Here is a 21,259-nt window from a genome sequence, read left to right as displayed (position 1 = left end):
TCCCTAAACTTTTAAACCTCTCTCCTTTTCAAAATGAAAACTACTTTTTACAGTAACGGAAAACTTTTAATAACAGGAGAATATCTGGTTCTGGATGGTGCAAAAGCATTGGCTCTGCCAACAAAGTATGGTCAAAACCTTGCAGTTGAAAAAATCAATAACCAAGAAATAAAATGGACAAGTTATGATGCCGATGGAAGCATCTGGTTTGATGAGACAATTTTACTTACTGAAATTATTGACACAGCCCCATTTGAAACAGAATCTGTAAAAAATACATTAATCACTATTTTAAGAGAAGCCTATAAACTCAATCCAAACGAAACATTAATTTCGAGCGGTTATAATGTTACTACACAATTGACTTTTCCAAGAAAATGGGGATTAGGAACTTCTTCGACCTTAATAAACAACATTGCGCAATGGTTTGATGTTGATGCTTTTACATTGCTCAAAAACAGTTTTGGCGGAAGCGGTTACGATATTGCCTGTGCCCAAAACAGCTCACCTCTTTTATATCATCTCGAAAACGGCAGTCCTATCGTCGAAACGGTTATATTCGACCCAGTGTTTGCAGAAAATCTATATTTTGTATACCTCAATCAAAAACAAAACAGCAAAAGTGCGATAGCATCTTATAAAGAGAAAAAAAACAATTTAGAACCCCAAAAAGAAGCTGTAAATCAAATTACTCAAAAGATTTTGAATATTGAGAACGTAACCGTATTTGCGCAGGCTTTAGATAATCACGAAGAAATCCTAAGCTCAATTCTTGAGACTAAGACGGTTAAAGAATCATTATTTCCAGACTTTAACGGAACTATAAAAAGCCTTGGAGCGTGGGGTGGCGACTTTGTATTGGCAATATCCAATGAAAATCCTAAAACATACTTTGGGAACAAAGGTTATGAAACCATTATTGAATATCATGACATGATATTGTAACGAGACTTATAAACTTTAATTTGCTTTTTTGCTCTTATTGTATTTTGCAGTCTGTATAAGCTGGATGGTATGATCGGCCTGCTCATTAGATTCAATAAGTGTATTGTGCAAGCGCTCGGCCATCTTTTCTATACTGGCTGTAATAGAATCACAAACTAATTCCATTCTGCGGTGTTTTTCTTCTTTTACAGCTCTCAAAACATCATCGACAAAAATTTTATCATATTTTTCGGCAACAGAATCACGTGTATTTGTCAACCTGATAACAGCATCATTACTGAATATAGTAACCCTGAAATGCTGTTCTTCGTTGCTTAAATAGTATTTACCTCCTAATTCGTCACAATTTATGTCAGTAGCGCCAAGTTTCAACAACTCAGTAATTATTCCATAAATATGACTCTCAATTTTGGAATATACTTTTGGCTTTTTTCTAAAAAAACTAAACATATAAATTATTATTAATTAAAAATATTCAAGTAAAACATTTGTTTTTAAGAACCTCAAAATTATTTATATAGAAATAAATTCTCTCAAATTGAATGGACAAATTAATAGTATTTTTTTCAATAACACAAATTGTTTAGATTATATGCCAAAATAAACTTTTAACTGCAAAAAAACACCACAAAATTCCCAAACTAACAAATAAAAAGAAATATTGACAAACCCTATTTTTATGCAATCGGTATCTATTAAGCCTGATTATTCAATAAATTTTTAAAAAATAAAAAGCCCGATACTTGCAGTTTAAAAGTATCGGGCTTTTATTATATTTATTAATTTCTACATTCTCTAGTAATTAAAATCTTTTCTGTTGTCTTTAATATCGGCACCTTCTTTTAAAGCTGGCAATACTCTATTAGATTCGGAAGCACTCTGAGCTTTTAACTTTGCAACATTCTCAGCATAGCTTTTTAAAGCAGGCGCTTTTACTGTGCTGATGTTTTTTACCACATAAACTCCAGTCACACCTTCGATTGGCGCAGAGATTTTATTTGGTGCTAATGCAAATGCATTTCCAACTACTTTGGCTTCTTGTCCAACTCCACCAGGAAGTACTGGGTTTTCCAAAGTAACGTCAGCAGCTTTTTGAACAGTCGAACCTGCTGCTTTTGCAATTGCTTCCAAAGAACTTCCAGACATTTTAGCTTTCAGAATTTCAGCTTTCTTCTTATTTTTAAGAATAGACTCAACATAAGGTCTTGCTTGTGCCACTGGAACTAAACCTGAATTATCAATAGACTTAAGCTTAGCAATTACATGACCTAGGTTAGCTACTTCAAATCTTTTAACAGCTCCTTCTTTAGTATCGTTTTCAAAAGCCCATCTCACAATGGTTCTCTGAGCTCCTAGAGGGCCAAAGTTTTCATCCATTGCTTTAACTGAAACTGCTGGTGATACAATAAGTCCCATATCTTTGGCAACTTTATTAAAATCTTTATCAGCTACATCCATTTCAAATTTAGTTGCCTGCTCAAACACTTTATCCGAAGTAGCTTCTGAAGCTTCAATTTTTTGAGCAACAGTTGCTAAGCGAACACCGTCTTGTTTATCTGTAACTTTAATAATATGGAAACCAAATGGAGTTTCAACCAATCCAACTTTACCAATCCCGTTATTGAAAACAAAGTCATTAAAAGGTTTTACCATTTGACCTTGTCCAAAATATCCTAAATCGCCTCCTTGCTGAGAAGAAGAATCATCAGACGCTGTGAAAGCCAGCATCATGAAACTGTCAGGATTTGCAGTTACTTGAGCTAAGATAGCCTCGGCTTTAGCTTTAGCTTCTTCTTTAGTTCTTTTCTCTTTTTTATTAGGAACTTGAGTTCCTTCATAACTGATAAGAATATGGCTTGCCTTTGCATTTACACCAGATTTTCTTCCCAATGATTTAGAAATACAGTAGTATTTGCCAAAAACATAAGGACCATACACTTCTCCTGGAGCTAAATTGTATAATTTATCAGCATCAACAGCTGGTAAATCTTTTTTGGCTACATAAGATGAATCATAAGGCACATCTGAGTTTGAATTTACAAATTCAGCAATATTTTGAGTAGTTTTAAATCCTGCCAAAGTATCGTTCTTGCGAGTTGCCTGATTGTAAACTACGCTTCCTGACAATAATGAAGTCAGCTTAGTCTTAACATCGGCAATATCTGCTGGCGAAGCTTTATCTTCAACCAGAACATACTCCACATTACGAGTTTCTTCTGATTTGAATTTTTTAGGATTTGCTTTCATGTATTCCAATACATCAGCATCTGTAACTTTAACTTCGCTGTCTTTGATTGTTGAAAATAAACCAGCTACATATTCGAAATTTACTTTGTTCGCCCCCAATTCATAGCTGAATTTTCCTTCGCTTTCAGTTGTATAAATTCCAGCTTTGATTAAAGTATTATAGATTTGAAATTTAGCGTTCAATTCAGCATCTTTTTCTCTATCCTTCAAATATTGAGCCTGCTCTGGATTTGATTTAAAAAATTCCTTGAATTTTGCTATATCAAACATGCCTGCAGCATTCAAAAACATTGGGTTTTTACCAATATTCTGATCAGCAGTAAGAATATCCATAATATGCTTCTCTCCTACTCTCAATCCTAATTTATCAAATTCAGCAGAAAGCAAGGCGATAGTCACCTCTTGATCCCATACTCTTCTGGAAGCTTCTGTTGAAGAAATTCCCTGCCCACTTTTCTCTACATTGCTTACTTTAATCCTAAAGTCCTCAAATGCGATATCTTTTCCATTGATACTTCCAACATCCTTTTTGCTGCTACCAAAACTTCCTTTTGTAAAAAGGTCTTGTATGATAAATGAGAATAATGCCAGAGCAATAACTCCAATCATTATAGCGGAATGTTGTCTAATTTTTGATAAAACTGCCATTGTATATTATTGTTTATTTTAAAATTTTGTTTGCGAAAATACAATTATCTAATTAATAATTATAGAACTACTGTTTTTTTTTTGTTTTTTTTTAAATTAAAAAAGTAATCTTAGTCATGGATTGTCATTTTAATCAATTCAATCTTCTTATTTGTTGCTTCTTCAATAACAAAATGATATTTCCCTATGGTAATTTCTTCATTTTTTTGAGGAATTTCTTTTGTGAAATTCACAATAAATCCGCCAAGTGTACTATAAGAATCACTTTCTGGAATTGCTAATTTATATGTCTGATTCAGATACTCCACATCCAAGCGCGTGGAAAATAAAAAAGAAGCATCATCTAATACTTTTTCAATTAATTCTTCATCTAGATCATGCTCGTCTTCTATTTCCCCAAAAAGCTCTTCAACAATATCCTCAATTGTAATAATTCCAGATGTGCCTCCATATTCATCCAATACAACCGCAACACTTTTTCTTTTTTTAGTCAATAAATTCATAGCGTCTTTTACAAAAATGGTTTCTGGAATAAACTCTACCGGGATTACAATCTCATTTATGCTGGAAGGTTTTTTAAACAGATCAAAAGAATGCACATAACCAATGATATCATCTAATAGATTTTGATATATTACCATTTTGGAATAGCCTGTTTCTATAAATAATGCTTTTAGGCTGTCGATCGATTCGCTTGCATCAATGGCAACAATCTCTGTACGCGGGGTCATTATATCTCTTGCTTTTACTGCTGAAAATTCCAATGCATTCCTGAAAATCTGTATCTCCGAATCTACTTCCTCATTATCTTCTACTGCACTCATCTGCTCGGTAATATAATTTCCTAATTCTACTTTGCTAAAATAAAGCTGTACTTGATCTCCTTCGGTTTTAAAAAATCTGCTCAGAACAAAATCTGAAATCCATATCAAAAAAGTAGATATCCAATAGAATAATTTATAAAAGAGATAAGCAGGTATAGCAAAAAACCTGATAAGTGAGTTGGCATAAATTTGAAAAAAAACCTTAGGAAGAAACTCAGCTGTTATTAAGACTATTAAAGTTGAAATACAGGTTTGAAGCAAAAGGCTGGCAATATCAGAAAAATGCAAGTCGAAAAACACCAGCAGCCTCATGAGCAATTCGCCCATAAAAAAACCATAGACTACCAATGCTATATTATTGCCAATAAGCATTGCTGCAATAAACTTGGATGGGTTTTCGGTAAGCCTGGTAAGGGTTTTAGAAACAAAATTATCCTGTTTTTTTTCTAACTCCAGGTAAATTTTATTTGAAGAGATAAAGGCTATCTCCATTCCTGAAAAAAAAGCACATAGTATTAAGCACAATATTATGATACTTATTTCCATTTTATCTAAGATTGTTTATTCCTGTCTTCAAATCTCTTAGCGAACCTTCTTCTAAAGAAAAACATAAATATGGCAAGTCCTCCAATAATAAAATTCAGCAAAGGGTTTTCATTAGCTGTCCATTGGGTGTAGCCTTCGTATAAAAAATAAAGTCCAAAAGCTAAATATAGATATGAGGTGTATTTTAAAAAATTCATTTGTTATTGTTTTTATTATTCTTTGGATTCGATTTCGCCTTGTATCCGCTGCGAATTGATGGTTTTAAAGTCTTTGCTGAAATCAATTCCTTGACCAGTTGAACTATTTGCTGCATCAGTTAATTTAAACTTTTTCTCGGTATAAAACCATTGGTTTTTCTGGTCAAAAAACAATTGTTCTGTTTCTAAAATCTGACCAGCCTCTGAAGTGATTTTTACTTTACCCTGTAAATCTATAATATTGGTCAGCTTATAGGAAATAGCATAATTAGATTTTATAAATGTCCTTTTCCCATTATTATCGTAGATTGTCACATCTACACCTTTTGGGAATTCTGTAAAAGCAAAATCAACATTGGAGTAATCAAACATTTTTGGACTTACCAATATTGATTTTATTTTCCCCGAATCAGTGTATTTTAAATTTACCTTATCTGCATCACCACTTGGAACAAACTCTGAATAATCATTTTTATGAACCTCTTTAAAATTGCTTTCACAGCCCAAAACCATGCTAGTAATAATTAACAGCGAAAGAAACGGAATATATTTTTTAAAGAAAATCATAAACATAATAAGGAAATCAATTAAGAAACTGAATTTTTTTTACTTCTAGACTAGTCGATTCCTCGCTTTCTGAACCATTTATCATTAAGAGAAAAACTCAGCGCAAGAGTAAAATAATTTTCCTGAATCAATCCATGAGAAGTTGTTCCTCTCTGGCCATATTCCAGACCTACATTTATATTAGAAAGGCTTGAAATGACAGGCAAAGCCATACCAAAAGTAATTGCCTTTTCATCAATCTCTTCCGAATTGATTATTGTCCCTGTTTTGGCATATTTTAAACCTCCTCGGTAAACAATTTTCTGATAATATTTAGAGAAAACATTATTATTAGGCACATAAAATCCCCCTATACTATAGCTCGAATATCTATCATAAGTAACATTTTCCATAGCATTATAATCATCAGTAAGTTTTCCAACATTTTGAAAAACCATTTGCGTTCCTAATAGCCATTTTTTTGTTTCCCCTACTCCAAAGCCAAAAGAAATTTTTGAAGGGATTTTCAAATCAGTCCTAATAACCTTTTCTGCTAAAGCGTCATAAACTGCAACATCATAATTTGAATTATAGGTTACAGCCGAAATAGTCTTAGTATTTGTAGATGACAATGTTGCTTGCGGAGTATATGTAAAACTGCTGTAAAAATTTGTCTTTTTATAGATTTTATGTTTATACATTGCACCAAAATTTGTTGAGAGCCCGTTCAGATCAGCTTTGTTCTTTTCTTCAGTGCCAATTAATACTCCAGTCAAAAATTCTAAATTTGAATTATTGATTCTTCCAAAATTATACTGCACATCAGCACCGATCACTAAATTTGGCATAACTGTGTATCCTAAAGAGAAAAAAGCTTTATTTAAGCCCCCTGTCCCTTTTAATACATTATTAACCCCATCAGGCGCAGGATTTGTCGATTCGATATTATATCCTACCGAGGTATATGGTATCAATCCGAATCCAACTCCAACTTTACCTAGAGGCAAAGCCACTGCAAGGAAATCAATTGCTGTTCTTTGTGCGTTATTGCTTTTGGATTCCGTTTGCAGTTTGGTTGATGTATAATTTCCACCAATCGTAAAAGCTGTAAACCTAATCGCAGCAAAACTTGCTGGGTTCAAAATATTAATATGAAGACTGTCCTGTTCGATATTAAGTCCTGCCATGGAACGGTTTTCAAGATTTCCTTTAAATCTAGTTTCCCCAATTCCGAAAAAAGAATAAGGAGAAGCAGTACCAGTTTGTGCATTTGTCATTAGCGACATAAAGAAACATCCAATAACAATAATTTTTTTAATCATTTTCTATTTTATATTGAAAAATTTGGCTCAAACTCTCTAATAGGAAATTTGAATTGGCAAATATGGTATTTTTTAATCGTTTAGCCAAAAAAACTGCATCTCCGCCCGTTAAAATTATTATAAAATTTGGGTATAATGCCTTATATTCATCTATAAAACCATCTATTTCATAGACCAATCCGTTTACAACACCCGAATGTATTGATCCAGATGTAGATTTGCCTATGAAATGTTCAGGATTATCCAGTTCCAGCAAAGGCAGCTTAGCTGTAAAATTATGCAATGCATTATACCTCAACTGAAGTCCAGGAGAAATTGCTCCTCCTTGATAATTATTTGAACTATCAATAAAATCGTAAGTAATACACGTTCCAGCATCGATGACGAGCCTATTTTGATCTGGATACTGAAGTGTTGCTCCACTGGCCAGTACCATCCTGTCAACCCCTAAAGTATGAGGAGTTTTATAACGGTTAATAAATGGGAAGGAATCATTATGAGAAACAAAATGAACATCCGCAAGGTCTGCAAAAGCTGAAAACGACTTTTTTTCAATATCCGAAACCGAAGAAACAACCAGATGGGTTACTTTTTTATACTTTTTTAAAATATCCTGAATATTTTTTTCAAGATCTATTTTAAAAAAAATAAAGCTCTCCAAAATGGCAGTACCCTCAAATACAGCAGATTTAATTCTGGTATTTCCAACATCAATGGCTAAAATCATAATTTATTTTTAACAATGCGAAGATACGAATTGATTTTTTTTAAAATTTCTTTTGGATAAATTAAAAATGGTTCTATATTTGCACCCGCATTAGCACGGTACCTTAGCTCAGATGGTAGAGCAATGGACTGAAAATCCATGTGTCCCTGGTTCGATCCCTGGAGGTACCACCAAAAGGCTGTCTTTTTACTAGACAGCCTTTTTTTATTCCCCACTGTACAAGCGTTTTTTTCTAAATTCACAATCCAAAAAAATTAATTTTCAGCGCTTTAACACAATCCTTTTTTTTCTGTTTACTTTTTTTAAATAAAAAAAATGGATACATTATTTTTTTAAAAAGCATCAGAAAAAACTACAATTCTTAAAAAATCTGATATAATTTTCATAAATTCATACCCCTAAACGTATATTCTCAATATATAATGAAATCTAATATTCCATTAAATTCATTCTATTTGACACCGCCTATTTTAAGTTCTACACCTGTTGTAGTCCTTTTAATAATAGTTTTATATATTATAGCTGGCAGTTTAAGTTTTCTTATTCCTGTTGATTCTGAATATGTGAGTCCAATATTTCTGCCCGCTGGAATTGCCTTAGCATCAATCATTATTTTCGGGAAAAGGGCTTTATGGGGAATCTGGATTGGGTCTTTTTTATTGAATATTTTTCATGGAATTATTAATGAAAATTTTAGCGGAAATCATTTTTTTCCCCAGCTCATCATTGGAGCTGTTATTGCTCTTGGGACGGTGATGGGTTCAATTGCTGGCCAATTTGTAATCACGCGTGCCAGTAATGGCCTGCACCCTTTTCATAATGTACCCACAGTTTTAATTTTACTTTTCCTTGGACCTATTACATTTTCAACAACTACATCCTTAATTGGGATAATCTGTTTAAAATTCAGCAGTAATATAGAAACAGCTGATATTTGGCTGGCTTTTCAAACTTGGTGGCTTGGAGATTTAATTGGAATCGTTTTGATCACTCCGTTAATATTATCCTTGTTTTTAAAAGACAATTTTGGCAGCAGCAAAATTAATTTTATTGAAATATTACTATTTGGATTAACAACTCTCATTCTTTGTTATACCGTATTTTTTTTTCAAAATGGCTTAAAATATCTAATCATTCCTCAATTATTCTGGTCTGTCTATAGATTCGGGGCACGAACAACCACAGCAGCAATTAACATTATAGCTTTATTTGCAATACTAACTGCTGTACATGGAATTGGCCCTTTTCTTCAAGAGAATGTAAATAATTCCATTTTATTTTTAGATCTGTTTTTGTACGTAATTTCAATTTGCAGCTTTTTTTTGCTAACCATTTTATCAGAACGCGAAAGAGCCGATGACACAACAAAAATCAGCAAAAAGAAACTTAGAAAAAATGAAACCATACTGGAAGCGATCATTGAAAGTCCAAGAGATGTAAGTATTTATTCTATTGGCCGAAATTATGAATATTTAAATTTCAACAGCCTGCATAGCGCTAATATGAAGGAAATGAATAACATTGACATCACATTAGGAATGACACTCCAGACATGCCTCGAAAATAAAGCCGAACTTGAAGAAGCAATAATGGTTCTGGATAAAGTTTTTTTAGGCGAAAGCATTACAACTATAAAGCTTTTCAAGGCCAATAATACTTATTGGGAATTAAGGACGAGCCCTATTGTTAATGCAGAAAAAGAAATTATTGGAGCAACCGTAATATCAACTAATATTACCGGAAAACTGAAAATTGAGGAAGCACTAAGGCAAAGCGAAGAGAAATATAGAGAAATATTCACCAATATACAGGATGTTCTTTTTCAGATAGATCTCAATGGTGTATTTATAAATGTAAGCCCTTCTGTCAAAGAATTTACAGGATATGCCCCTGAGGAATTAATTGGCCAGCATTCCCGTTTCCTAAGCCCTAATGATGAGAATGACGATTTGGTTTATTATATGATTAACCAAAAGAAAGATCTTGTCAATCACGAAAATATAATTAAAACCAAATCAGGTTTATTAAAACCTATTTCATTAAATGCAAAGCTGATTTATGACAAAAATGGCAATCCGAATCACGTAGATGCAATTGCTCAAGACATAACTGAAAGAAAAGAAAATGAGCAAAAAATTGAAGAGCAAAACCAAAAATTACAGATTCAGAATAAGGAATTAGAACAATTTGTATACATAACTTCGCATGATCTGCATGAGCCTCTCCTTACTTTAAAATATTTCACAGAAATTCTCCAGCAAAATAATTCAATTAGAGATAATGACGAAGAACAACAGTATCTGAATTTTATTTTTGAATCTTCGGACAGAATGCAAAAGCTGGTCAAAGGACTTCTGGATTATTCAAGAATAGGAAAACAAGTAGAAATTACAAAAGAAGATTGCAATGAAATAGTTGAAAATGCAATATCTGCTTTATCACAAAGCATCAAAACGGCAGAGGCTATAATACAGGTTGATAAACTGCCAATTATAAATGGCTATTGTGTAGAATTAATAGAATTATTTAAACATTTAATATCGAACTCCATTGTGTTTAGGAAGAAAGACGTTCCAATAAAAATCAATATCAGTGCAACACGGTTAAATAAAAATTGGCTATTTGCTGTAGAAGACAATGGTATTGGAATTGAAGAACATAATCTCGAAAAAGTATTCATAATTTTTAAACGTCTCAATAACAGAGAAGAGTATCCTGGAATAGGAATAAGCCTAGCAATTTGCAAAAAAATCGTTAGCTTGCATGGAGGTAATATCTGGGTAGAATCTTCATTTGGACATGGCACCACCATATATTTTACTATACCTGAAACTACCATTAATTAACAAGATTTCATATGAAACCACAATAATGCTTATGAAAAAATTAAATACTGTACTACTGATCGATGATGATAAGACCACTAATTTTATCACCAAAATGCTTATCAATAAAGCAGAAATAACTGATCGTATCGAAACTGTTTTAAATGGTCAAGAGGCATTAGATTATTTAACAAACACAGGAAAATATGAAAAATCCGATAATACATATCCTCGGCCTATGCTGATCTTTCTTGATATCAATATGCCAGTTATGGATGGATGGGAATTTGCAGAAGCTTATCATAAATTAACACCAGAGCAGAAAGGAGATTCAAAAATCATAATGTTAACAAGCTCTCTTAATCCCGATGACAAAGAAAGAGCCTTAAAACTTCCTGCAATTTCAGGCTTTCAAAGCAAAATCCTTACTATGGAGAGCCTGACATATATTATGAATGAGTATTTTGCAGATTAACTAATTGATGTCATACTGTTTAAAAAAAAAGACGTAAAAAAACCTTTCTTATTTATCAATTAATTGTTCTAAACACACTAAAATATAACAAATAACAAAAAAATATTTTTTTTTGTTATTTGTTATATTTTTTTATATATATTTATCAGATAATCGTTAAAAAAATGCATTTTATCGGTTATTTAAAATTAATGCAAATAAAAAAATTACTTGATAAACGATAAAAGTATGACCCCCATATTACTTAATCAACTTCGAGGTATCATCACTTCGCCATTAATTTCAATGTTTTGTAAAAAATTTGAAGAGAATGAAAATTTATTAAAAAGAGCAATCGATACAAGTATATGTACTGTACTCATTGGACTTGATAATTTATTAGATAATACACTTCTATATAATAAAGTCATTGAATCCATAACACTGACTGAATTCTATAAATCTACAGAATACGATAATGGCAAATTATCCTCACTGACCTTCTCATTCGAACACGAAGGTTTTACACCTTTGAATTTAATTTTTTCGGCAAAAAAAGGACGTATTTCCGAAATGATATCGAATGAAATTGGAGTCAAGAGTGAAACGGCGGGAGCAATTTTAAATTTTGCTGTTATGCTGATATTATCGCATTTTAAGAATGAACAGGAAAAAGGAAATACAATACAAAATGATTTAAATTCTGAAATAAAAGCAATTCTTAATGCTGTTCCAGAAGGCATTCGAGTCATTCTTGGATATACCAATTTTGAATGTGACAGTTACACGGGAACTGAAACCTTAATAAAAACAAATTTGAAACCTCATTTTTTTACCAAAATTTTTAAGTTATAGAATTAATTTCTTTGTGAATATAAAAAAGGATAACAGTTACAAAGCTGTTATCCTTTTTTATTGCTTACTTCTCTTCAATCCAAGAATCGATTTTCTTTTCCAGCAAAGCTAATGGCAGAACACCTGACTCTAAAACTTTTTCATGAAATTTTTTAATATCAAATTTGGATCCCATTTTACCTTTTGCACTTTTTCGAAGTTCTAAAAATTTAAGCTGTCCAATTTTGTATGACAAAGCTTGTCCAGGAATCGCCATATAACGTTCAATTTCAACAGTAATTCCCGCTTCGCTTTCAGCTTCGTTCTGCAGAGAATATTTAATTGCCTGCTCTCTTGTCCAGCCTTTGCTGTGCAGTCCTGTATCGACTACTAAACGCACTGCTCTGTGCATTTCATTACCCAGCATTCCAAAATATTGATAAGGATTTTGATACAAACCTAATTCCTTGCCCAAGCTCTCAGTATATAATGCCCAGCCTTCACCGTAAGCACCAAACCAATTGAATTTTCTAAAATCTGGGAGAGCAGTATTCTCCTGCTGTAATGAAATTTGAAAATGGTGGCCCGGAATAGCTTCATGCAGAAATAGATCTTCATCACCATATACATTATATTCTTTTACATCTGGAATGGGAACATAAAAAATACCTGGACGAGAACCATCAGCTGTTCCCTGCAGATATTCTGCACTGGCAGTTTTTTCTCGGAAAGCTTCTGTTCTTCTAATCTCAAATTTTGTTTTTGGCTGTAATGAGAATAATTTATCGACATTTGGTTTTATGACACTATAAATCCTTTCAAAATTAGCGATTACTTCTTCAGGTTTTTTGAATGGCTTTAATTCAGGTTTATTTCTTACGTATTCGAAAAATTCAAGAAGCGTTCCCTTAAATCCAACTTGGTTTTTCACTTTCTCCATTTCGGCATTTATACGGGCTACCTCTTTTAATCCTAATTCATGAATCTCTTCCGGACTCATTTCAGTAGTCGTCCATTGTTTTACATAAATTGCATATAAATCTTTCCCAAAAGGCAGACTTCCAATTCCGCTGGTAGCTCTTGATGCAGGCAGGTATTCGTTTTTAAGAAAATCTGCCATTTTTTTATACTTCGGTATCAGTTTTTCATTGATTACAGCAGTGTATTTAGCGGTTAAATCTTTTTTTACCTCATCAGAAAATGTGGCTGGCATCAGCTTAATAGAAGAATAAAACAAGTTGTCTTCAATCTTTGCAGTAGGCATATCAGCAAACTGAGGAATTACTTTTACTGTCAATGATTTAGGCAAAACGATTCCTTTTTCAATCCCTTTCTTCATATATACCAAAGCAGAATCAATCCAAGTACTGTATTTGTCCATTCTTTTCAAGAAATCAGTATAATCCTTTTCCGTTTTAAAAGGCTGTGCACTTGTACCTCCAGCAAATTGCCCCATAGTTAAATGAGTACCCCAAAACTGATGAATCGGCATTAGGTTTGTAGGCTGTTCCAGTAGCTTTTTACCAATTTCAACTTCCCATTTTATAATTTCATAACTGGTTTTCTCTTCTTCGGAAAGCTGTTTTTCATCAAAAGTTTTCAAGCCAGATTCATATTTATTAAAAAAATCAAGCTGTTTTTTTCTAAAACTGTCTGTCATTTCAAACTGCAACTGATCATTATATTGGTTTTGACCGTTTTGTGTAGCTCCTAAAGGATCTAATGCATTCTTGTCATCAAAATATCCTTTTGTAAATAATGAAAAATCTTGTTTTTTCTCATTATTCTTACAGCTCATTAAAATTATTGAAACAAAAAGCATGGTTAAAAAAAATGTAATTCTTCTCATATTTGTTATATTTAGGTAAATATAAAACTAATTATTATTACGAACATAACTGTTAATTTCTTCCTAAAAACAGTCTCGTTTTACAAGTCTAAAACCAAATTTTATACTCTTGTAAAAATAAAACCCCAACTATGGCATTATTTTAAACGAAAAATCCCTTCCACATAAAATGAAAGGGATTTGAAAATATATTTTTTTGAAAAATTACATGTTTTTCAAATTGATAACTTCCTGGTCTGTAAGCAGTCTCCAATTTCCTCTTGGTAAATTTTTCTTGGTTAAACCAGCAAAAGCTACACGATCAACTCTGAGAACATTATATTCAAAATGCTCAAATATAGCACGAACCACTTTTATGTTGGAAGATTTTAACTGAATACCGATTTCATTTTTGGATTCTCCTTCAATATAACTTACCTCATCTACAGTAACTCTATGTCCGTCTAATACCAATCCTTTACTGATTTTTTCTAAATCTTCAAATTTTAAATTTTTATCTAAAGAAACCTGATATATTTTAGATGATTTTTGGTTTGGCAATGTGAACTTACGAATCATATCGGTATCATTAGTAAAAACTAACAAACCTGTTGTATTCTTGTCCATTCTTCCTATAGGACCAACTTTTGAAGTTGTTGAACCTTTTATCAGCTCCAAAACATTTCGGTATTCCTGACCTTCATCCAATGCTGTGGTGAAGTTTTTAGGCTTGTTCAACAAGATGTATACTTTTTTCTCTGGAGTTAAAACTACGCCGTCAAAATTCACTACATCTCCTGGTTTTACCATATACCCCATTTCGGTAACAGGAACTCCGTTTACTTTTACATTTCCTGATTGTATATAAATATCGGCATCGCGTCTTGAACAGGTTCCTGAGTTTGAGATGTACTTATTCAAACGAATTTCATCTTTTACTTTTGGTCTCTTAGGCGCTTGATTTGGCTTTTTTTGTACTTTGTTAGCCTCAGCTTCGGCTACTTTGGTATTTACTTTTACTTTTTTTGGCCCCTGAGCCCTTTTTGGCAGTGCAGGTTTTGGCTTATTGGAACTTGGTCTGGAGCTGTTTGATCTTCCATTGCTTCCTCTATTATTGCCTCCCTTATTGTTCATAATATTCTATAATTTGGTGCAAAGATAGTATTTATATCATTGGGAAACGATTTTTGACAATTAGAAAACGTTAACTGCTTAATTTAATGATTTTTAAAAATTTCTTGTTTTCGTCTTTGCTCTCTTAAAGACGGGTTTGAAACCCGTCTCTACAAAAAATTGTAACAAATAACGGAAACCTTATTTCATGAAAATGCCTAATGTTACTGTTTTAAAAAATCATTATCCCCTAAATTGTCATCAGCACTTTTTTCCCATGCCAAAGAACACTTGGATTTATGAGTACGATGCAAAAAACTCCAGCTACAATAAGGAACTTCAGCATGTTGTGAAGCATTATATATTGTTCTTTTGTCTGCCATTTCCATAAATACAACAAGAAAAAAATCAAAACTATAAAGCCGAAATAAAAGTAAATATCCATGTATCCGACATCGTAGACATTAATTAAAAAATAAACAGGCAGAATAGTTAATATGGTCAATCCCGTAATTATTTTTTTAGACATTTCTTCCCCATAAATAATTGGAATCGTTTTATAATTATTAGCGAAATCACCTTTTAAATTTTCTAAATCTTTTATCATTTCCCTGATTAAGATTAACAGAAACAAAAATGCTCCATGCGAAAGGATAACTGCAAGTTTACCGCCATTGTTTTCGATTTCATACAAAGGCATTTTTAAATAGTAATACAATAGGATTCCGAAAAAAGGCAGAACAGCTAAAAATCCCGCCATTAGATTCCCAACCAGAGCGTACCTTTTGATTTTATGGGAATAAAACCAGATCAAAAAGATATAAGCCGAGTAAAATAAAACGGCTCTGAAAGAAACGAAAAATGCGATGAGAGCAACAAAAAGGTTGAGACCAAAATAAACCTGCAGTTTCGTTTTTTGACTCACCAAACGATCCAATTGTGATTTATTTGGGCGGTTTATCAAATCCTTTTGACTGTCATAAAAACTATTGATAATATAACCTGAAGCTATAGTCAGACTCGAACACAGTACAATAATAAAAAGATGAAAATCCAACAAAACAGATAAAGCTCTCTGCTCTGGAGCCAATATAAAAATAGCTGATAAATATTGAGCTAAAGCTATAATGGGAATATTATAACCTCTAACGACAGAGAATAAACTGATGATTTTCCATATAAAAAGTTTATGCTTTCTGCTTAACATGAAGTTTATTTAGAATTATAACGGCGCTTATTGGTTTTTCTTACCCTAAAATATTAAAACTGATAAACAACTTCCAATTTAAAATCTTTCAATGATACTTTTGCTTTCTCTAAATCTTCGGTAAATCCTAAAATGTAACCGCCTCCTCCAGATCCGCATAATTTTAAGTAATAATCATTTGAGTCGATTCCTTCCTGCCAGATTCCATGAAACTGTTCCGGAATCATTGGTTTAAAATTATTAAGCACTACTTTGGACAATTGCTTTGTGTTTTCAAACAATGATTTGATATCACCGCCAAGAAAGTTTTCTACACAAGCGTCTGTGTATTTTACAAACTGATTTTTCAGCATGGTACGGAAACCTTGGTCTTTCAGGTTTTCCATGAAGATATTTACCATCGGAGCTGTTTCGCCCACAATTCCTGAGTCTAATAAAAATACGGCTCTTTTCCCGTCAAGGCTTTGAGTTGGAATTCCTGTCGCCTCGATATTATCTTTCGAATTAATCAAAATTGGAATGCTCAAATAACTGTTCAATGGATCAAGTCCAGAACTTTTTCCGTGAAAGAAACTCTCCATTTGGGAAAAAATCGTTTTTAGAGTCAATAATTTTTCACGCGTTAAATTCTCTAAAACGGTGATTTTATTTTGTGCATATTTATCATAAATAGCTGCAACTAATGCCCCACTGCTACCTACTCCATATCCCTGCGGAATACTGGAATCAAAGTACATTCCGGTCTGAACGTCATTATTTAAAGTCTCTAAATCGAATGTAACTAAATCCGGCTGTTCTTCTTGCAATTGCTCTAAATAGACAGCATAACGCTTTAAATGTCCATTTGACTGTATCGCTTCAGCAGAAGGATCAGCATTTTTCTTTAAGGCTCCATTATAAAAATTATACGGAATTGACAGCCCCTTGGAATCACGAATAATTCCGTATTCTCCAAAGAGTAATATTTTTGAGTAAAATAAAGGTCCTTTCATAGGGATATTTATTGTATTTTCTTAATTTTTGCTGGGTTTTGTCTTGTGTCGAATAATGACAAAACTCTTATTTCCTTAGCATTATATCTGTAATAAATTGTTGTCTGCTTTGATATCACACATCTATGCTGGGATTTATTTATTTGGGATTTTGGAAAAATTTCGGGATCTTTTTGAATTAAGTAAATTAACTTATCTAGGTTTAAAATAAATTTCTCCTTAACTCTTATCGACCATTTAAATTCTAAATATTCCAATAAATCAATTAAACTTTTTTCGGCATTTTTTGAAAAGATAATTTCTCTTTTCATCTACCTGTACTTTTTCATCAAATCTTCATAAAGCACAAACTCACCTCTTTCAATTTGTCTTTCCCCTTCTTCAATTTCATCCTTCTGTTCTTGAGTCAGCTCGTCCCAAAAGTCTTTCTTTTCCGATTTGAAAATTTTCTTTATTGCTTTAATTATTGAGATATCATTGGTCTCTTCCAACTTTTTCATCAATTCTGATTTTTCAAATTGTATGTCCATGATTCTAAAATTTTATAATTTGGAAATCATTCTTTCAAAAATCGACTACATCTCCACGATTTTCATTTTGTATTCCTATATTTATTTCTTCCTGCTGTTCGGGGGTTAATTCTTCCCAGACTTTTTTTTCTTTGTCTTCAAAAATTGCTCTTATCTTTTTCAGAATGGCAATATCATCAGTTTCTAAAACTTTCCTGATCAATTCTAATTTTTCGGCATTCAAGTCCATAATTACAATCAATTAAGAACTAAAGATACAAAAAAAAGGTTTTAACCTTGCAAAGCTCCGTTTCCTATTTCGTCGCAAAGATACTGACCATTTTGGCAATAGCCAACTAATTCTGCCTGAATAAACTGCAGTACTTTCTCTTTGACATTAATTGGGTACAAAACATGAACATTGGCGCCTGCATCTAAGGTAAAACAAATCGGAATTTTAGTTTCATTTCTAAATTTCCAAATTGCATTTATAATCTGCAGTGTATTTGGTTTCATCAAGATAAAATAAGGCAATGAAGTCATCATCATCGCGTGCAGAGTCAGAGCTTCGCTTTCTACAATTTTGATAAATTCCTCCAATTCTCCATTTTCAAAAACAGGAATCAGTCTGTCCAGATTTTCATGTGCCTGTGCAAAACGCCTTTCGGCAAATGGGTGGCCGTGCATTAAATCATGGCCAACTGTGCTAGAAACTTGTTTTTCGCCTTTATCAACAAGCAGAATAGTATCTTGAAAATCTTTGAAAATAGGATGAATTTCATACGGATATTCTACTCCGTACAAATCGGTGCTTCCTTTTATATTCGCCTGATTTCCCCAAACAACTAGCTGACCTTTTACGCTTCGGCAGGCACTTCCTGAGCCCAATCGTGCCAAAAATGAAGCTTTAGCAAGAAAATATTCTTCAGTCATTGCTGGATTTAAAGTTTTTTCCAGACTCATAAAATTCATTGCCAAAGCCGCCATTCCTGATGCAGATGAAGCAATTCCGGAACTGTGCGGAAACGTATTTTGGGTGTCAATTGTAAAATGATAATCTTTCAAAAAAGGCAGATATACCTCAACTCTTTCTAGAAATTTTTGAATTTTTGGTTTGAAATCTTCTTTTGGTTTTCCTTCAAATAATAAATCGAAAGAGAAATTACCGTCGTTTTGTTTTTTGGCGAAAGCCAAAGACGTAATCGTTTTGCAATTGTTCAGTGTAAAACTAACGGATGGATTGGCGGGAATCTGCTTGTCTTTTTTGCCCCAATATTTTACCAAAGCAATATTGCTCGGCGCACTCCAGCAAAAATTTCCCTGATCAATTGAATGGCTATATTTAGATGGAATAAAATCGTCAGCTTCAAACATAAATAATAATTTTCGGCAAAGATACTTTTTTTGAGGAAACCGTTTATTTCTCCACTCCGATTTCCTTCGGATTTTTTGAGTATTTTTGAACTTTCAAAAACATAAAAATGAATAAGATTGCCAAAATATTATTGATTGTTATTATTTGTCTTGCTGTAGGCTACTTTTCTGGAATAGAAACTAAATCGGCAATTCTGGAGTGGTATCCTACTTTAATCAAACCAAGTTTCAATCCTCCTAATTGGGTATTTGCTCCAGTGTGGAGTATGCTTTATATTATGATGGGAATTGCGGCAGGGTTAGTTTGGGACAGAATTGATTTTGATAAAGAAATCGTTAAAAAAGCTTTGCAGTTCTTTGCAATCCAATTAGCATTGAATGCAATATGGTCTTATTTGTTTTTTGGTTTAAAAAATCCTATGCTGGCAGGAGTGGAAATAATTATCCTTTGGCTGATGATTTACGAAACTTACTTTCTATTTGCAAAAATCAACAAAATTTCAGGTTATTTGATGATTCCCTATCTGCTTTGGGTGGGTTTTGCAACTATTTTGAACGGAAGTATCTGGTGGCTGAATAGATAAGTATTTAATTTTTTAACTTTTGAAATTCAATATTCTTGGCAATTAAAAAATCCATCATGCTTAGCACATTGTTATGCTCCATTATTTTTTTTGATTTAGGATCTAAATCGCAAAATTGAAGAAAAAGATCAATCTCTTCCGGTTTTAATTTTAAAGTTTCAAGATAAAATTTTAGATCACAGGTGTTTTTTGCTAGTACAGCAAATTCAATTTCTGGCGAAGATTCCTTTTCTGGTTCTTTTTCTTTTGAGAATAGTTGTAAAAGCTTTTTGCCAATTGCAACAAAATTTAATCCGTTAACAAAAGTCCCTCTTCTCATAGCCTGATATCCCTCTCTATTGTCGAATTTTTCTGTAGCATACTCATCAAGTTTACTTTGCTCGTATTTTTTGTCTTTGCTTAATGTTATATTTTGTTTTTTTTCAACTACCACTTCCTCTAATTGTTCGGCCTTTTTGAGCATTTCAACTTGCAGATATCCGAACTCAATTTGTTTTGAAGCTATTTTCAGTCTTTTTAAATTAAAATCTTTTATATAAAAAAGCAGGCTGTCATTAGGCTTAACTGCAATTATAAATTCACCCTTATCATCTGTTTTGGTGCTTTTTTGAGAAGTTTTATTAATAACATCCACATTATATAGCAAAAAATTCTCTGAAGACACAACGCCTTTAAGAAGTTTTTCTGTTTGTGAAAAGCCGAATTGGCATACAATCAATGATAATGCAATAAGTAATTTTACTTTCATTTATAAGAATTTATCGAAAGTAAATAAATATATCTCAATAGTACCTAAGAAAAACTTATAATTGATGTAATTTTTTGTTAATTAAACTTAAACTGCAATTAAATTTTACCTGCAAATCTCGCAAGCTCGCCTTTATTTATTAAAACAGGACCATGACCAAAACATATGACTTTTGGTTTTAAAGAAACTAATTTTTTTATCGAATCTCTATTTTGTTCTTGGTCGGTTGTAAATAGGTTTGGAGGTTCATTCAACCCAACAATAGTAGTTAATAGATTCATATTTGTAAGGGTGTCACCGGCTATCAAAACACCGTCATTTTCTCTAAAAAACGAAAGATGTCCTCTGGAATGTCCAGGTGTTTCTATTACGGTAAAACCTCCAACTCTATCACCTTCTTTGAGAGTTTCTGAAACCTTGAAGCCTTCACCCGCCCAGAATTTTTGCTGGAATTTAGAAATCAAGTGATTCGGATTTGGGTATTCTATAGTTACAGAGCCATTTTCTGCATTTTCTTTTTCTAATGCACTGCACAACAAAGGAATTTTTAGTGTGTCGCAAATAATACTGCTGCTTCCCTGATGGTCTGCATGTGCATGAGTAAGCACATGTTTGCTTAAAGTTCTGTCTTTTACCGCATTCAAAATTCGTGTGGCAGAACTTCTTATGCCGGCATCAATCAGTACATCTTCAATCAAATAACAATTAATGCTGTTTCTAGGCATCAATGGAATTTGATAAACATCTTTAGCTATTTTTTTCATCTTTGTTGAATTAATTACTATTCAC

At 32.6% G+C, this 21,259-nt stretch carries 22 protein-coding genes and 1 tRNA gene; 6 read left to right on the top strand and 17 right to left on the bottom strand.

Annotated elements, in window-relative coordinates:
• Positions 1 to 33: 33 nt before the first annotated feature.
• Complete coding sequence (locus tag ABEG11_RS11315) at positions 34 to 945, top strand: GYDIA family GHMP kinase (protein WP_348824282.1); 912 nt, start codon at positions 34 to 36, stop codon at positions 943 to 945.
• Positions 946 to 960: 15 nt separating this feature from the next.
• Here the strand turns inward: ABEG11_RS11315 and ABEG11_RS11310 are convergent, their stop codons facing one another.
• From ABEG11_RS11310 to ABEG11_RS11280, 7 genes are all read right to left on the bottom strand, one after another.
• A complete protein-coding gene (locus ABEG11_RS11310) occupies positions 961 to 1,395 on the bottom strand; it encodes a hypothetical protein (protein WP_348824281.1) in 435 nt (144 codons plus the stop codon).
• A 345-nt stretch (positions 1,396 to 1,740) separates the two neighbouring features.
• The gene (locus ABEG11_RS11305) at positions 1,741 to 3,840 is read right to left on the bottom strand and encodes a peptidylprolyl isomerase (RefSeq protein WP_348824280.1); all 2,100 of its coding nucleotides are present in this window, start codon (positions 3,838 to 3,840) and stop codon (positions 1,741 to 1,743) included.
• Positions 3,841 to 3,950: 110 nt separating this feature from the next.
• Positions 3,951 to 5,210, bottom strand: coding sequence for a hemolysin family protein (locus tag ABEG11_RS11300; protein WP_348824279.1), 1,260 nt, complete (start codon positions 5,208 to 5,210; stop codon positions 3,951 to 3,953).
• Positions 5,211 to 5,215: 5 nt separating this feature from the next.
• A complete protein-coding gene (locus ABEG11_RS11295) occupies positions 5,216 to 5,407 on the bottom strand; it encodes a hypothetical protein (RefSeq protein ID WP_348824278.1) in 192 nt (63 codons plus the stop codon).
• Positions 5,408 to 5,422: 15 nt separating this feature from the next.
• Entirely contained in the window at positions 5,423 to 5,974 is a 552-nt protein-coding gene (gene lptC / locus ABEG11_RS11290; RefSeq protein ID WP_348824367.1) for an LPS export ABC transporter periplasmic protein LptC, read from the bottom strand.
• 50 nt (positions 5,975 to 6,024) lie between these two features.
• Positions 6,025 to 7,275 (bottom strand): BamG family beta-barrel-assembly machinery protein, encoded by a 1,251-nt coding sequence (bamG, locus tag ABEG11_RS11285; protein WP_348824277.1) that lies wholly within the window; start codon positions 7,273 to 7,275, stop codon positions 6,025 to 6,027.
• Positions 7,268 to 8,002, bottom strand: coding sequence for a type III pantothenate kinase (locus ABEG11_RS11280; protein ID WP_348824276.1), 735 nt, complete (start codon positions 8,000 to 8,002; stop codon positions 7,268 to 7,270). The genes bamG and ABEG11_RS11280 overlap by 8 nt, the downstream gene beginning before the upstream one ends.
• Positions 8,003 to 8,099: 97 nt before the next feature.
• Here ABEG11_RS11280 and ABEG11_RS11275 point away from each other — a divergent pair.
• From ABEG11_RS11275 to ABEG11_RS11260, 4 genes are all read left to right on the top strand, one after another.
• A tRNA-Phe gene (locus tag ABEG11_RS11275) sits at positions 8,100 to 8,175 on the top strand.
• A gap of 249 nt (positions 8,176 to 8,424) precedes the next feature.
• Positions 8,425 to 10,848, top strand: a complete 2,424-nt coding sequence (locus tag ABEG11_RS11270; protein ID WP_348824275.1) for an MASE1 domain-containing protein — start codon at positions 8,425 to 8,427, stop codon at positions 10,846 to 10,848.
• Positions 10,849 to 10,879: 31 nt separating this feature from the next.
• Positions 10,880 to 11,302: a response regulator gene (locus ABEG11_RS11265; RefSeq protein ID WP_348824274.1), complete on the top strand. Its 423-nt coding sequence runs from the start codon at positions 10,880 to 10,882 to the stop codon at positions 11,300 to 11,302.
• 228 nt (positions 11,303 to 11,530) lie between these two features.
• Positions 11,531 to 12,136 (top strand): hypothetical protein, encoded by a 606-nt coding sequence (locus ABEG11_RS11260; protein ID WP_348824273.1) that lies wholly within the window; start codon positions 11,531 to 11,533, stop codon positions 12,134 to 12,136.
• Between the two features lie 64 nt (positions 12,137 to 12,200).
• On the opposite strand, the gene ABEG11_RS11255 is transcribed toward ABEG11_RS11260, so the two are convergent.
• The 8 genes from ABEG11_RS11255 to ABEG11_RS11220 all read right to left on the bottom strand — a co-directional run bounded on the left by ABEG11_RS11255 (position 12,201) and on the right by ABEG11_RS11220 (position 19,138).
• A complete protein-coding gene (locus tag ABEG11_RS11255; RefSeq protein WP_348824272.1) occupies positions 12,201 to 13,964 on the bottom strand; it encodes a DUF885 domain-containing protein in 1,764 nt (587 codons plus the stop codon).
• Between the two features lie 204 nt (positions 13,965 to 14,168).
• Complete coding sequence (locus ABEG11_RS11250; protein WP_348824271.1) at positions 14,169 to 15,077, bottom strand: pseudouridine synthase; 909 nt, start codon at positions 15,075 to 15,077, stop codon at positions 14,169 to 14,171.
• Between the two features lie 229 nt (positions 15,078 to 15,306).
• Entirely contained in the window at positions 15,307 to 16,263 is a 957-nt protein-coding gene (locus ABEG11_RS11245) for a geranylgeranylglycerol-phosphate geranylgeranyltransferase (protein WP_348824270.1), read from the bottom strand.
• 53 nt (positions 16,264 to 16,316) lie between these two features.
• Positions 16,317 to 17,255, bottom strand: coding sequence for a mevalonate kinase family protein (locus ABEG11_RS11240; RefSeq protein WP_348824268.1), 939 nt, complete (start codon positions 17,253 to 17,255; stop codon positions 16,317 to 16,319).
• An 8-nt stretch (positions 17,256 to 17,263) separates the two neighbouring features.
• Positions 17,264 to 17,566, bottom strand: coding sequence for a type II toxin-antitoxin system RelE/ParE family toxin (locus ABEG11_RS11235; protein ID WP_348824267.1), 303 nt, complete (start codon positions 17,564 to 17,566; stop codon positions 17,264 to 17,266).
• Positions 17,567 to 17,785, bottom strand: a complete 219-nt coding sequence (locus tag ABEG11_RS11230; RefSeq protein WP_348824266.1) for a hypothetical protein — start codon at positions 17,783 to 17,785, stop codon at positions 17,567 to 17,569. It abuts the gene before it with no gap.
• A 34-nt stretch (positions 17,786 to 17,819) separates the two neighbouring features.
• Positions 17,820 to 18,014 (bottom strand): hypothetical protein, encoded by a 195-nt coding sequence (locus ABEG11_RS11225; protein WP_348824265.1) that lies wholly within the window; start codon positions 18,012 to 18,014, stop codon positions 17,820 to 17,822.
• A gap of 41 nt (positions 18,015 to 18,055) precedes the next feature.
• Positions 18,056 to 19,138 (bottom strand): diphosphomevalonate decarboxylase, encoded by a 1,083-nt coding sequence (locus ABEG11_RS11220; RefSeq protein ID WP_348824264.1) that lies wholly within the window; start codon positions 19,136 to 19,138, stop codon positions 18,056 to 18,058.
• A gap of 107 nt (positions 19,139 to 19,245) precedes the next feature.
• On the opposite strand from ABEG11_RS11220, the gene ABEG11_RS11215 reads away from it, so the two are divergent.
• A complete protein-coding gene (locus tag ABEG11_RS11215) occupies positions 19,246 to 19,722 on the top strand; it encodes a TspO/MBR family protein (protein WP_348824263.1) in 477 nt (158 codons plus the stop codon).
• 4 nt (positions 19,723 to 19,726) lie between these two features.
• On the opposite strand, the gene ABEG11_RS11210 is transcribed toward ABEG11_RS11215, so the two are convergent.
• Together ABEG11_RS11210 and ABEG11_RS11205 are read right to left on the bottom strand one after the other, a co-directional pair.
• Positions 19,727 to 20,470 (bottom strand): BamP family beta-assembly machinery protein, encoded by a 744-nt coding sequence (locus tag ABEG11_RS11210; protein ID WP_348824262.1) that lies wholly within the window; start codon positions 20,468 to 20,470, stop codon positions 19,727 to 19,729.
• A 98-nt stretch (positions 20,471 to 20,568) separates the two neighbouring features.
• Positions 20,569 to 21,234, bottom strand: coding sequence for an MBL fold metallo-hydrolase (locus ABEG11_RS11205; RefSeq protein ID WP_348824261.1), 666 nt, complete (start codon positions 21,232 to 21,234; stop codon positions 20,569 to 20,571).
• Positions 21,235 to 21,259: the final 25 nt, after the last annotated feature.

Source organism: Flavobacterium aestuarii, assembly GCF_040049115.1.
GTDB lineage: Bacteria > Bacteroidota > Bacteroidia > Flavobacteriales > Flavobacteriaceae > Flavobacterium > Flavobacterium aestuarii.
The sequence above is the reverse complement of the archived record's forward strand: the minus strand, read 5'-3'. Positions and strand labels throughout refer to the sequence as shown.